Origin of the sequence: Prochlorococcus marinus str. MIT 9302 (genome assembly GCF_000759975.1) — a bacterium.
GTDB lineage: Bacteria > Cyanobacteriota > Cyanobacteriia > PCC-6307 > Cyanobiaceae > Prochlorococcus_A > Prochlorococcus_A marinus_M.
On the sequence record NZ_JNAM01000006.1, the window covers coordinates 102,886 to 117,516 of the forward strand.

The 14,631-nt window shown below is 32.3% G+C and carries 11 protein-coding genes; 4 read left to right on the forward strand and 7 right to left on the reverse strand.

Annotation, left to right across the window (positions count from 1 at the left end):
* Positions 1–26: 26 nt before the first annotated feature.
* Positions 27–224, reverse strand: coding sequence for a photosystem II reaction center protein PsbZ (gene psbZ, locus EU96_RS05720; protein ID WP_025931033.1), 198 nt, complete (start codon positions 222–224; stop codon positions 27–29).
* Positions 225–367: 143 nt separating this feature from the next.
* Here psbZ and mutS point away from each other — a divergent pair, with 143 nt between their 5' ends.
* Entirely contained in the window at positions 368–3,109 is a 2,742-nt protein-coding gene (mutS, locus tag EU96_RS05715; protein ID WP_032526377.1) for a DNA mismatch repair protein MutS, read from the forward strand.
* Between the two features lie 31 nt (positions 3,110–3,140).
* Here mutS and EU96_RS05710 read toward each other — a convergent pair whose 3' ends face one another.
* Positions 3,141–3,764, reverse strand: coding sequence for a precorrin-8X methylmutase (locus tag EU96_RS05710; RefSeq protein ID WP_032526379.1), 624 nt, complete (start codon positions 3,762–3,764; stop codon positions 3,141–3,143).
* Between the two features lie 58 nt (positions 3,765–3,822).
* On the opposite strand from EU96_RS05710, the gene holA reads away from it, so the two are divergent.
* Positions 3,823–4,824 carry a DNA polymerase III subunit delta gene (holA, locus tag EU96_RS05705; RefSeq protein WP_032526380.1) on the forward strand — a complete coding sequence of 334 codons (1,002 nt, stop codon included), beginning with the start codon at positions 3,823–3,825 and terminating at the stop codon, positions 4,822–4,824.
* Positions 4,825–4,863: 39 nt separating this feature from the next.
* Entirely contained in the window at positions 4,864–6,624 is a 1,761-nt protein-coding gene (locus EU96_RS05700; protein WP_032526381.1) for an aspartate kinase, read from the forward strand.
* 6 nt (positions 6,625–6,630) lie between these two features.
* Here the strand turns inward: EU96_RS05700 and uvrB are convergent, their stop codons facing one another.
* Together uvrB and EU96_RS05690 are read right to left on the reverse strand one after the other, a co-directional pair.
* The gene (gene uvrB / locus EU96_RS05695) at positions 6,631–8,670 is read right to left on the reverse strand and encodes an excinuclease ABC subunit UvrB (RefSeq protein ID WP_032526382.1); all 2,040 of its coding nucleotides are present in this window, start codon (positions 8,668–8,670) and stop codon (positions 6,631–6,633) included.
* A gap of 29 nt (positions 8,671–8,699) precedes the next feature.
* Positions 8,700–9,476 carry a DUF561 domain-containing protein gene (locus tag EU96_RS05690; protein WP_032526383.1) on the reverse strand — a complete coding sequence of 259 codons (777 nt, stop codon included), beginning with the start codon at positions 9,474–9,476 and terminating at the stop codon, positions 8,700–8,702.
* Between the two features lie 85 nt (positions 9,477–9,561).
* On the opposite strand from EU96_RS05690, the gene tilS reads away from it, so the two are divergent.
* Entirely contained in the window at positions 9,562–10,569 is a 1,008-nt protein-coding gene (gene tilS / locus EU96_RS05685; protein ID WP_032526385.1) for a tRNA lysidine(34) synthetase TilS, read from the forward strand.
* Here tilS and EU96_RS05680 read toward each other — a convergent pair.
* The 3 genes from EU96_RS05680 to EU96_RS05670 form a co-directional block, all read right to left on the reverse strand.
* Positions 10,566–12,551: a ribonuclease J gene (locus EU96_RS05680; protein ID WP_032526387.1), complete on the reverse strand. Its 1,986-nt coding sequence runs from the start codon at positions 12,549–12,551 to the stop codon at positions 10,566–10,568. The genes tilS and EU96_RS05680 overlap by 4 nt on opposite strands.
* Before the next feature lie 80 nt (positions 12,552–12,631).
* Positions 12,632–13,534, reverse strand: a complete 903-nt coding sequence (gene dapA / locus EU96_RS05675; RefSeq protein WP_032526388.1) for a 4-hydroxy-tetrahydrodipicolinate synthase — start codon at positions 13,532–13,534, stop codon at positions 12,632–12,634.
* Complete coding sequence (locus EU96_RS05670) at positions 13,531–14,562, reverse strand: aspartate-semialdehyde dehydrogenase (RefSeq protein WP_032526389.1); 1,032 nt, start codon at positions 14,560–14,562, stop codon at positions 13,531–13,533. Before EU96_RS05670 ends, dapA begins: the two co-directional genes overlap by 4 nt.
* Between the last annotated feature and the right edge of the window lie 69 nt (positions 14,563–14,631).

Sequence of the window (14,631 nt, forward strand, 5' to 3'; positions counted from 1 at the left end):
TAGACTCTCACGAAAAGGTATTCAGTTCAAATTAAGTTGGCAATAACTCCCTCAATCAATACTAAGTGGAACCAAACTCCTCCAATAATTTCAACTTTCTTGATCTCTGGATTACGTCTATCAGATGGATCAGACTGTGTCATATAGAAATATGGTACTCCCACTACTGCTATTAAAGATGCAAATAAAAGAGCATTTATAAAGAAAAAGTTTACTGCCTGCATGATTCGGTCTTGAGTTTTTTTTGATTATAAATACTATAATCTCACGAAAGTGATTTTTTTTGGAGAAAATTTACATACTTTTAGCTACTTTAAAATGCAAAAAAAAAATTTTTACCTAATATCAATTTAGGAATTAAAAAAGTATGCAAGAAGATACGATAATTCAAAAGAATTTATTTGCGACTAATAATGAAAATAATGAGCAAAAAGAAATAACAAAAATTCCTGACGATTTATCTTGGGAAGATTTAAAAAAAGAATCGCAAAAGAGACCTAGACAAAGAAAAAATGCAACTAATTTAATAAATAAATTCAAGACCGATTTAATTTCAAATAACAAAAATGTTTGCATTAATGAAGAATCTTATAGTTATAAAACAGTTTCAAAACTGAAATTAACTCCTGTAATGAAGCATTATGTAACTCTAAAAGAGGAAAATAAAGATAGGTTATTACTCTATAGATTGGGAGATTTCTTTGAATGTTTTTTTGAGGACGCTGTATTAATATCTAACCTTTTAGAAATAACACTAACCAGTAAAGATGCTGGCAAAGAAATTGGTAAGATCCCTATGGCAGGGGTTCCTTACCATGCAATGGAGAGATACTGTGCTGATTTAATTAAAAAGAATTATTCAGTGGTTATTTGCGACCAATTAGAAAAAAGTTCTGGTAATTATGGGACTCCAATTAAAAGAGGAATAACACGAATCATTACTCCTGGAACTGTAATTGAAGAAGGCATGTTGATAGCAAAGAAAAATAATTGGATTACTGCTATTTACTTATCAGAAGAAAATTCAAATGAATCTTATGAATGGGGCATATCAAAAGCTGATGTAAGCACAGGAGAATTAATCACTATGGAAGGTCAGTCTCTGTCAAAACTATTTGATGAAATTATTAAATTAGATTCTTCAGAAATCATTGTAGGAAGCAATGAAGTAAGAAACTTATTAATTAAAGGAAATAATCACATTACATACACCGTTTCACAAGAGACTACTTTCAGCATTAATGAAGCAAATTATCTAATAAAAGAATATTTCCAAATTTTAAGCCTAGAAGGAATAGGACTTAAAAATTTAAACAATGCGACTAGATCACTTGGAGGTTTATTAAATTATTTAGAAAAAATTAATCCTTCAAATTTAGATAAGGATTCTTCAGTAAAAATCTCATTAGACTTTCCACAAATTCAATTTTGTCACAACAAACTAATTATTGATTATCAAACTCAAAAAAATTTAGAAATAAAAAATACACAACGAGAAAACAATTATGTAGGTTCGCTACTATGGAGTATTGATAGAACATATACCTGCATGGGTGCCAGGTGTTTAAGAAGATGGATAGATGCACCACTATTAAACGTTAATGAAATTTATAAAAGACAAAATATAATTTCAAACTTTATTGAATCAAAACAAGTACGTATAGATACCCAAAATTTACTTAGAGCAATGGGTGATTTAGAAAGACTTGCAGGAAGAGCTTGTGCAGGTCATGCAAGTCCTAGAGACTTAATTGCAATCGCGGAAGGTTTAAAAAAATTGCCCAGACTGAAATCTATCATTGAATTATTTAAATATGATCTCCCAGATTGGACTGATGAATTAAAAAATATTAATGAAGAACTCTTAGAATTAGCTGATACTATAAGTTTTCAACTAATAGAAAATCCTCCTCTTAATATAAGTGAAGGAGGTATGATCCACGATGGTGTTGACAATATATTAGATGGTTTACGCAATTTAATGGATGATTACTCTGAGTGGCTAAATAAAGAGGAATTAAAAGAGAGGCAAATTAGCAAAATTTCAAACCTAAAAATTCAATTTCATAAAAATTTTGGCTACTACATATCTATAAATAAGTCAAAAGTTAATTTAGCTCCACATCATTGGATCAAAAGGCAAACACTTACAAATGAAGAAAGGTATATCACCACGGAAATTAAAAGCAAAGAAAATAAGATTTTCCAAATAAAAAGTCGAGCGTCATCAAGGGAATATGAAATTTTTTGCGAATTAAGAAATATTGTTGCTGAACAAACAAAACAAATAAGATCAATTGCAAAATCAATAGCATCTCTTGATGCATTGCTTGGATTATCAATTACTTCATTAGAAAACAATTTTACAAAACCTTCGTTAACACCAATAAATGATTCACTGACAAAAAATAGTACAAAAATTATTGCAGGAAGAAACCCAATAGTTGAGCAACTATTAAATGATAAAAAGTTTATAGCGAATGATATTTATTTTGATGATAATCAGAAACTAATTATATTAACCGGTCCCAATGCAAGCGGCAAAAGTTGCTTTATCAGACAAATTGGTTTAATACAAATCCTTGCACAAATTGGTAGCTTTGTTCCTGCTAATAATGCTGAAATCAAAATTTCAGATAGGATTTTTACAAGAATTGGGGCGGTTGATGATCAATCATCTGGACAATCAACATTTATGGTAGAAATGTCAGAAACTGCATCAATTCTAAATCAGGCAACTTCTAGCTCACTAGTTTTACTTGATGAGATAGGTAGAGGGACATCTACTTTTGATGGCCTTTCAATAGCTTGGTCGGTAAGTGAATATCTTGCCAAAAAAATTAAATGTAACACTATTTTTGCTACGCACTATCATGAACTTAATTATTTAAAAAATTCAAATAAGAATATAGAAAATTTTCAAGTTTTAGTAGAGCAAAATAACGATAAGCTAATTTTTAGTCACAAGATTGCAAAAGGAGGCTCAAACAAAAGCTACGGTATAGAAGCAGCTAAATTAGCGGGGGTTCCAAGAGAAGTTATAGAAAAAGCAAAATCGGTTCTAAATTCTTTAGAAGAAAATAATAAATTGATTAATAATATTGATTAAATTATTGGCATTTTTACAAGATAAATACTTTTTAAATAGATTCCCTCAACAAAGCGTTAACAGCAGCTGCTGCCATAGCAGCACCTCCTCTAGTTGAATTCAAAACAATTCTAGGAAGATCGGTTGAAAGCAATTTGTTTTTGCTTTTTTCTACTCCTATAAATCCAACTGGCATTCCAATAATTAAACTAGGTAAATCTTTCGCATTCTCTAAAATATCAATTAAATACGTTAAAGCTGTTGGCGAACTACCAATTACTACAATGGGTGATTTCATTCCAGAATTTTTAACAGATAACTCCTTCCAACCCTCACTTAAGCCATATGCGGTTTTAGTTAATTTGGTGTGATTATTTTGTCCACACCACATTCTAGCCGTTAACACTTCATTCCTAGTGGTATTTTCTGCCATGTTTTTTATAGCTGCTGCTGCCATATCTGTATCAGTTAAAATCGGAGCACCATTTTTAAGTGCTTGAAGCCCCTTTTCGCATGCACCTTCACTAAACTCTATAAGATGTTGAACAGAAAAATCTCCTGAAGTATGTACTAATCTCTCTAAAACTTTTTTTTCCAAATAATTTAGATCATTCACTCCTAAATGAGATCTTATGAATCTAATACTTTCCAAAAAAATTGGATGATCTATTACCATTGAATTTAATTTATGTTAGAAGTAATCATAGTAAAGATATGATTTTTATTGAGCGATTATGCCAATACAAATATTATGGGGTAATGATCTAAATGCTCAAAATACATTTATCCAGAAATTAATTGATAAAGAAGTATCCAAAGAATGGAAAGAAATAAACGTAACTAATTTAAATGGTGATGATGATGAGCAAGTAATTAAAGCTTTTGATGAAATTCTTACACCTCCTTTTGGAGATGGATACAGAATAGTTACTTTGAAAAATAATCCAATTTTTACTACAAAAAGTGAGGATCTAAGAACTAAATTTGAAAAAATTCATGACAATATTCCGACAAATACTTATTTCATTTTACAAAATATTAAAAAACCAGACTCAAGACTAAAGAGTACTAAATTTTTACAAAAACTTATCAAAAATAATTTAGCCAAAGAAAAATCATTTTGTTTACCAGAAATTTGGGACTATGAAGGACAAAAAAGATATTTAGAAGATTCAGCAAATGCTATGAATATTAAAATTGATAAAAATGCAGCTGAATTAATTATTGATTCAGTTGGAAATGATAGCTTTAAATTAATAAATGAATTAGCTAAAGCCAAAACATACCTTTCTGCCATAACAACTGATTCGAATTCACAACTTTTTCTAAAAAGTATTGATGTAAAAAAAATATTTAGCGATCATCAATCCAACATTTTCAAAATTATTGATCTTCTCTTACAAAAAAATATTAATGAAAGCCTAATTGAAATAAATTATTCCTTACAGAAAGGAGAACCTGCTTTAAGACTAAATGCAGGTTTAATTAGTCAAATAAGAATTCATACCATTATAAAATTAGCAGTTAATTCAGGAAACGATAATGCAGAAAAGATTTGTAATCTTGCAGGCATTTCTAATCCAAAAAGAATTTTTTTCATTCGAAAAAAAGTAAAAAATATATCGCAAGAATATTTAATTAATTTGATGAGTAACTTATTAGATATTGAATCATTACTAAAACAAGGTAATAATCCTATAAATGTTTTTACCGAGAATTTAATTAATTTAAGTTAACCAAATTATAAGTTTAAGAATTTACATTATTATTTAAATATGGCTTTACTAGTAAAAAAATTTGGCGGTACTTCTGTCGGTGATATTAAAAAAATTAAAAATATTGCTAGTAGCATTTTACAAAGTAAAGAGGCAGGAAATGAAATTGTCGTAGTTGTTTCTGCAATGGGCCAAACTACAGATGATTTAAATTGTTTAGCGGAATCAATAAGTAAAAATCCCAATCGAAGAGAATTGGATATGCTTCTCTCAACTGGAGAGCAAGTAACCATAGCTCTTCTCTCAATGGCATTAAACGAATACGGAATTCCTGCCATTTCAATGACCGGTAGCCAAGTAGGAATTATTACTGAATCAATACATGGGAAAGCAAGAATTCTGGATATTAAAACTGAAAGAATCCAAAATTATATAAATCAGGGTTTTGTAGTTGTTGTGGCTGGATTTCAAGGTACAACATTAAGCCATACTGGATCAATGGAAATTACGACTTTAGGTAGAGGGGGTTCAGATACCTCAGCAGTAGCTTTATCAACCGCCTTAGGCGCAGAGACTTGCGAAATTTACACAGATGTTCCAGGGGTTCTTACTACTGATCCAAGAATAGTTCCTAAGGCAAAACTCTTAGATGAAATTAGTTGTGAGGAAATGCTTGAACTTGCAAGCGTGGGTGCTTCAGTTCTGCATCCAAGAGCTGTAGAAATTGCACGAAATTATGGAATTAAATTGTGCGTCAAATCAAGCCAAAGCGACTCAAGTGGAACTCTCTTAGAAAGCCAAATCCAACCTCTCCCCTTAAAAAGAGGAATATTAGAATTAACAAAAACAGTAAATAGTCTTGAAGTATTAGAAAATCAAGCAGTATTCAGTCTCTCAAATATTCCTGATAGGCCTGGGATTGCAGCACAAATATTTGAAAAACTATCAGAAGCAAGTATTAATGTAGATTTAATAATACAAGCGACAAATGATGGAAATAATAACGATATTACATTTACTGTAAGTGAATTGGAAGTTAAAAAAACTGAAGAACAATGTGAACTGATAACAAGTCAATTAGGCGGCGAATACAATCTAAAAACAAACATGACTAAATTGAGTATTCAGGGAGCAGGCATTATGGGAAGACCAAGTGTTTCAGCTGATTTATTTGATACTTTATCTCAAGCGAATATAAATGTAAGATTAATAGCTACTAGTGAAATCAAAGTCAGCTGCGTAATTGAAATTAATAATATTCCAAAAGCTATTAGATTTGTTGCCGAGAAATTTAAGTTATCCGATACACAAATATTTGTTAATCCAATCATCGAAAAACAAGAACTACCTGAAGTAAGAGGAATTGCATTAGATAAAAACCAAGTTCAAGTAAGTTTTCGAAAACTGCCTGATCGTCCAGGTGTGGCAGCATCGATATGCTTAGCATTAGCTGAAAATAATTTACTTTTCGATACTATCGTGCAATCTGAAAGAATTTCCTCTTCAAAAAATAAGGATATTAGTTTTACCATGAATAAACAAGATAGAGAAAAAGCTAACTTAGTTTTTGATGCCTTAACAAAGAAATTACCAGGTTCATACATTGAAGATGGCCCTGCGATATCGAAAGTAAGCACTGTGGGAGCAGGAATGGCATTTAAGGTTGGAACGGCTGGAAAAATATTTAGAGCCCTGGCTGAACAAAATATCAATATTGAAATGATTGCGACTAGTGAAATTAGAACTTCATGTATTGTCTTAGAAAAAGACTCTGACAAAGCAGTTAATGCTATTCATGATCATTTCGAATTAGATAAATAAGTTTTTTTAGTTATTTCTTGCCAATTTTTGTCTTAATTTTTTGATTCTATCCCTCAAATTTGCTGCTTCTTCAAAATTCAACTCTTTTGCAGCATCTTTCATTTTAATTTCTAACTTGTCTATTAAGCCAGGCAATTCTTCAAGCAAACATTGATTATCGCTGGCATTGAGAATTACGTCCGTTTTGTTATTAACTATATTTATTAAATCTTTAGATAAACCACCAGCATCTAATTTTCTGGAAAGTTCTAGAAAAGATAATATTGAATTTTCTATTTTTTTACCTGCAGGTTTTGGAGTAATACCATTGAGCTGGTTATATTGTTTTTGAATATTTCTTCTTCTTTCAGTTTCCGATATTGCTCTTTTCATTGACTTAGTGAAGTTATCTGCATAAAGCAAGGCAACTCCTTCAACATGTCTTGCAGCTCTTCCAATTGTTTGAATCAATGATCGTTCTGCCCTCAGAAAACCTTCTTTATCAGCATCTAAAATAGCAACTAACGATACTTCCGGAAGATCTAGTCCCTCTCTTAATAAATTAACTCCTACCAAAACATCGTATTCACCCATTCTGAGGTCTTGAATAATTTCAATTCTTTCAATTGAGTGAATTTCAGAATGCAAATATCGAACTCTCACTTTATTTTCAGATAAAAAATCTGTTAGATCCTCAGCCATTCTTTTAGTAAGCGTAGTAACTAGTACTCTTTGATTCTTTTCAGATCTAATTCTTATTTCAGATAAGAGATCTTCTATTTGGCCCTCACTAGGTCTTACATCAATTTCGGGGTCTAATACGCCAGTTGGTCTTATAACTTGCTCGATAAATTGACCATCACATTGATCTAATTCCCATTGTCCAGGAGTTGCACTTATAAATAATGTCTGCTTTGATTTTTCCCAAAACTCCTCACATTTTAAAGGTCTATTATCTGCAGCACTTGGCAATCTAAAACCATGATCTATTAAAACTTTTTTTCTAGATTGATCACCGTTGTACATTGCATGTAGTTGAGGACATGTAACATGACTTTCATCGACTACCAACAACCAATCTTTTGGAAAATAGTCTATTAGACATTCTGGCGGTGAACCTTCCTCCCTTCCTGATAAATGACGAGCATAATTCTCAACCCCATTACAGTAGCCAACCTCTTTTAGCATTTCTAAGTCATATTTTGTGCGTTGTTCTAAACGTTGAGCCTCCAATAATTTTCCTTCGTATGTGAACTTGTCGAGTTGAGTTTTTAATTCACTTCTAATTGCACTGATTGCACTTTCAAGTCTTTCTTTTGGAGTAACAAAATGCTTTGCTGGGTAAACGCTAACTTGTTCTAAACTTTCAAGTATCTCTCCAGTAATAGGATCCACAAATCTAATAGCCTCAACTTCATCACCAAATAATTCAATTCTTATCAATCTATCTTCATAAGCAGGACCAATTTCTAGAACATCACCTTTTATTCTGAATCTACCTCTAGTAATTTCAATATCATTTCTAGTATATTGATTTTCAACGAGCGACCTTAAAGAAGAACGTAGATTTATACATTTTCCAACTTCAAATTTAACTGCAGCTTTTAAATATTCACTTGGAATACCAAGACCATATATACAACTTATGGATGCTACAACAATTACATCTTTTCTCTCAAATAATGAGCGTGTTGCAGAATGCCTAAGCATATCTATTTCTTCATTAATTGAAGCTGTTTTAGCTATATATGTATCACTTACAGGAACATAAGCTTCAGGTTGATAATAATCGTAGTAAGAAATAAAGTACTCAACAGCATTTTTTGGAAAGAACTGCCTTAATTCATTACATAGTTGTGCAGCCAATGTTTTGTTATGAGCCAATACAAGAGCTGGTCTTCCTGTTTGTTGAATTACATTTGCAATAGTAAAAGTTTTGCCGGTTCCAGTAGCTCCTAAAAGAGTCTGAAACTCTTTCCCACTATTAACTCCTCTAACTAATTTTTTGATAGCTTCAGGTTGATCTCCGTTTGGTTCATAAGGAGCTTGAAGCGTATAGTTGTTCATCAAGCTAATAGCTGTAAAGTATTAATATACTAGGAAATTTTTTCTCCAATTATTGAATTTTTCAAAGATTCTTTTAAGCCCCTAACAACCGCAATCATTGATATTAAATCATCTAATTTATTGACTTCAGATCCAACTCCAACTGCTGAGGCTCCGCAAGATATTGCTAGTGGACAAGTTACTTGGCTTAATCCAGAAGCACTCATAATTGGTATCTTGACAGATTGTTTCTTAAATTCCTGATTAATAGCATAGGTAGCTGCAAGAGTTGGAACTGACTTTTCAAAAAAGCCTTGAATTCCAGGCGAATAAGGACTAGAACTGGTTCCACCTTCTGTTTGAATAATATCAACACCTTCTTCAGCTAGCTTTATAGCAAGATCAACTTGTTTATCAATAGGCATAGTATGAGGAACAGTTACTGATAGGGGAACATTAGGTAATAAATCCCTTGTCTCTTTAGTTATATTTAAGACTTTTTCAGCTGAAAAATTAATACCTTTTTCATAAAAAGTATCGTAATTTCCTATCTCAATTAATGAAGCTCCTGCTTTTACAGAATCTATAAAAAATCGTGGAACTACTGAACTCACACATACGGGTACTGAAGAATTCTTAAGTGCTAAATCAACGAGTTCAGGCTTACAAGCAATATCGACAAAATCTGCACCTCCTAGTGAAGAAGCCTCAACAATTTTTTTCACAGATTGAATATCGAAATTATTCAATCCTGAAATAACTTTGAGTAAAGATTTACTTCTCAACTCTTCTTTAATTGTTTGTGGCAAAAGATTAATCAGACTCATTTACTTAATGAATTTATTACCCGATTGTGACATTGTTTTAGTAAAACGGTGCATTTTTTAAAAAATATTATCTGAGCAACACAAAATGTCTGATAAAAATTTAACTCAGAAAAATTGGTCATCATGGCATCATTTGCTTCATAAGGAGATTCTTAGCAAAAAAACATTCATTCCCAAAGGATCGAATATTTTAATCAGTGTTTCCGGTGGACAAGACTCAATGACATTATTAACACTAATTGATGACCTAAAAAAACTTCATAATTGGTCAATTAGTGTTTGGCATGGAGATCATCAATGGCACGAAAAATCCTCAATATATGCTCTTGAATTAAAAAATTATTGCGAGAGGAAAAATATTTCATTCTATTTCGATAAAGCAAATAAAGAAAATATTTTTTCAGAAGAAAAAGCACGAGAATGGAGATATAAAAAATTATGTGAAAGAGCTAAAATTTTATTAAACAAGAAACAGCAAAAAAATATATATTTATTAACTGGCCACACTAGTAGTGATAATGCAGAAACATTTATACTCAATTTAGCCAGAGGAAGTAATTTTGCCGGTCTCAGTAATATTGAGAGCAAAAGATTGCTAGAAAATCAAATTTTTTTAATAAGGCCAATATTAATTTTCAGTAGAGAAGACACAAAACAATTCTGTAATGATATAGATATCCCAGTCTGGGAAGATCCAACCAATTCAGATCTTAAATTAAAAAGAAATTTAGTAAGAAAAAAAATTATTCCTACCTTGGAATTTATCTATCCTGGTTGTTCTGAAAGGATAAATAATTTTTCCCAAAAAATGAGCAACTACAATAATGAACGTAATGATCTTAGTGAACTAGCATACCTCTATTGTAAAGACGTACAAGGTATCAATAGGAATGTCTTAAATAGTATGTGTATTGAAGCGCGGTGCACAATCTTAAATAGATTTTTAAAGGAAATATCTACAAAGCAATATAGTTCTAAAAATTTGGCAAAATTAGCAACTTCAATTTATGAAAAAAATAAAGGTAAAATTAGCTTGCAAGAGTTTTTAAAAATTGTTTGGAATAAAAACTATATAAATTTTGAAAAAAGTTAAGATGTAACTGCTGATCTTCTCCTTCTTGTTCTGCCTTCAAATGAATCTACAGTTTCATTATCAGCTGGAGGAGTCTGGGAAACTTTGGGACTTTTTTGTGTATTTTGCGAGTTATTTGAACTATTCGGATGATTATTGTTTGATTTATTTTGGAAATTATGATTATTTCTATTCCTGTGCGAGTGATTCTGTTCTTCGGTAATCTTTGGAATATATGCACGGGTTCCACTTGGGGCAGGTTGAACTAAACACAAAATAAGTGGCTCAACTTGTAATTCTCTTCTCATTCTTCTAGATAAACCATTTTCAATTTCTCTTTGAACACCAATCCAATCTACTTCAAAATTATTAGGTCCCGTCTGCCTGGATAATTGTTTCCATCTATTTTCTAAGACCCAGCTTATTTCCCGTTCTGTCCACATAGACATTTTTCTTGGTTCTGCAGTAGTAACAACTCCTCTTAAATTAACTCTGGGAGGCGCAACCATCTTCCCATCTGTACTTATAGGAGCTAAAACAGTGACTACGCCATCCCCAGCTAATTGCTGCCTTTCTTTTAAAACTCGAGCATCTACTATCCCATTTCGTGAGTTATCAAGCAATTCTACTCCAGCTTTTACAGGATCGCCTTTTTGAATAGAATCTGGAGTCAATTCAACAACGTCTCCATTTTCAATAATTAAAATGTTGTCTTTTGGAACTCCCATTACCTGAGCACTTCTACTGTGACAAACAAGCATTCTATGTTCTCCGTGAACCGGAACAAAAAACTTAGGTTTAGCTAAAGCCAACATTAATTTTTGATCTTCTTGGAAGCCATGACCAGAAACATGGATATTCTCACCCTTTCCATAAACAACCTTCGCTCCCATTTTCATTAATCTATCTATTGTATTGACAACACCAATGGTGTTTCCTGGAATTGGGCTAGCAGAGAATATAACGGTATCAGTAGTCTTAAGACGAACATGTTGATGGTCCCCACGAGATATTCTACTTAAAGCAGCTAAAGGTTCTCCTTGACTACCAGTCATCAATAATAAGGTTTCTCTATCAGGTAAATCTCTAATTTGTTTAATAGGAACAAATAAATCATCTGGACATTTCATGTAACCAATATCCCTTGCTTTAGCAATAACATTTATCATCGATCTACCTAACAAACCAACCTTTCTTCCATGTTTCATTGCCAAATCTAAGATCATGGTCACTCTATGAACAGAACTAGCAAAGGTGGTAAGGATAACTCGTTCTTTTGCCTCAGCAATATGTTTTTCTAAAGAGGGATAGATAGTCTTCTCAGAAGGACAAAACCCAGGAACTTCGGCATTAGTCGAATCACTGAACATGCATAAAACGCCCTTCTCTCCATAATGCACCATTCTTTCAATATCAAATTGCTCTCCATCTACTGGCATATGATCAAACTTAAAATCTCCCGTGAAAATAATTGTGCCAACAGGTGTTGTAACTGCTAAAGAAAAACTATCGCAAATGGAATGAGTATTTCGAATAAATTCAACAGAAAAATGTTGTCCAACTTTTACAACATCTCTTGGATTTACTGTCTGTATAGTAGTTCTATCTGATACGCCTGCTTCCTCCATTTTTCCTCTTAGCATTGACATTGCTAGTCTTGGACCGTAAATAATCGGAATATTAAAATGCTTTAGATGATGAGAAATACCTCCAATATGATCTTCATGACCATGCGTGACAATCATTCCTTTTATTCTTCTTTGATTTTCTTTTAAAAAAGTTGTATCTGGCATAACAACATTCACACCATGCATCCCATCTGAAGGGAATGCTAGTCCAGCATCAACTAGCATTAATTCATCTCCGTATTCAAATACACAAGTATTTTTTCCTATTTCATGTAAGCCACCTAATGGTATAACTCTTAGAGTCGGAATATTAGTTTTAGATCCCGATGAATTATTTGAAGATCTATTAATAGTTGAATTTGTACTTGATTGCATAATTTTGAAGTTTATGAAGGCCTGCTTGTAATCAAATAAGGTTTATTTAAATTTAATTATCAAGTTAAATATAATCCTTATTATAAGGATTTCAGGATAAAAGATAGTTGCTTTTTCATGTCTGAAGTTAATGGTGACAAAGGACTTCTTGGATTACCTACATTCCATCCCGACAGTTCTAAAGCAGCCTTTATTGGGATTGGATTAGTAGTCATAAAAAGTGCTTTGAAAAGAGGCTGAAGTTTTTCATGAATTGCAAGCGCGTTAGAAACGTTTCCACTTTGAAAGGATTCAATCATCTCTTTCAATTGCAAGCCAACTAAATGACTTGCCACACTTACTACTCCTACAGCACCCACAGATAACATTGGGAGCAACAATGAATCATCGCCACTATATACAGAGAGTTGTGAACCACAAATAGCTCTTAGTTCTGTTACTTCTTCTATTCTACCGCTTGCTGCTTTAATACTGAGAATATTTGAGAAATCCATAAGTTTGTTCACAGTATCAGGTAATAAATTGCACCCTGTTCTTCCAGGTATGTTGTAAAGCATTAAAGGCAAATCCTTTGCAGAATTAGCAATGGAACTGAAATGTTTATAAAGACCTTCTTGAGGTGGTTTATTGTAATAAGGAACTACAACCAGAGCACCGTCAGCTCCAGAGTCGTAGGCTTTTTTAGTAGCTTCTACAGCCTCGCTTGTACAATTACTACCAGTACCAATTATTACTTTACATCTTGAATCCAAAGATCCTTTTACTGCAATAAATAAATCATTCTGTTCCGCCCATGAAAGGGTAGGAGATTCTCCAGTAGTGCCACATAGCACAATGCCATCAGAACCATTCTCAAAAAGATAATTTGAAAGTTTTATTGCTAGTTCATAATCTACATCTCCATTTTCAGTAAATGGAGTAATCATTGCAGTCAATATTCTTCCAAATAATGGATTAGTAAACTTAGTTTTGTTTGTAATCATTTTTTTGGAATTAATAACTCAGCTATTTGAACAGCATTAAGAGCTGCTCCTTTTCTTATTTGATCTCCACATAACCATAATTCTAATCCATTTGGCTGACTTATATCAGTTCTTAACCTACCAACAGCAACATTATCCCTTCCCATAACATCATTTGGCATAGGAAATCTATTATTTTCGTAATCCTCGATAATTTCAATTCCAGGAGATTTCTTTAATTCATCAAGTGCATCTTTAGGTTCAACTGCTCCATCAAATTCAATATTAATAGATTCAGAGTGCGCTCTGAGAACTGGAACTCGAACGCATGTAGCAGAGAGCTTTAAATCAGCAACATTTAATATTTTTCTTGTCTCATTAACCATTTTCATCTCTTCTTCGCAATAATTATTTGCAAGCATAGGTGAATTGTGTAAAAACAAATTAAAAGCCAAGGAGTAAGGCAAAACTTGACTTTTTTGGGGATCACCCTGAAGATATTGTTCAGTTAAAAGTTTTAGTTCCTCCATCGCTAATTGACCTGCACCACTGACAGATTGATATGTTGAGATAATGACCCTTTTAATAGTCGAAAGTTTATTTAACGGAGCTAAAACTAATGTCAACAAAATGGTAGTGCAGTTTGGATTCGCTATTACCCCATCATGATTAAGGGCTTCACTAGCATTCACTTCAGGAACTACAAGAGGGACATTGTTGTCTAATCTAAAAGCACTTGAATTATCTATAAGTAGAGCATTTTGATCCATAATGGTAGGCAACCATTGTTTGGAAATACTTCCACCGGCTGAAGCTAAAACTAAATCAAGATTCAGGAATTCTTCCTTGGTGGTTTTTTTTGTAACTAATTCTTCATCTTTCCAAATAATTTTTTTTCCTTCTGACCGCTCAGATGAAAGTAAGACTAATTCAGATATTGGGAAATCGCGTTGTTCAAGAATTTTTAGTAACTCAGATCCTACGGCACCTGAGGATCCTAAAACAGCAACTTTTAATGGCCTATTAGGCAAAAAAGGAGATTTTCTCACACTTAAAAAAGATTTTTATTAATAGATTGACTATTTTTTTTTACTTTATCAAAAAATTAACTTTCAAGT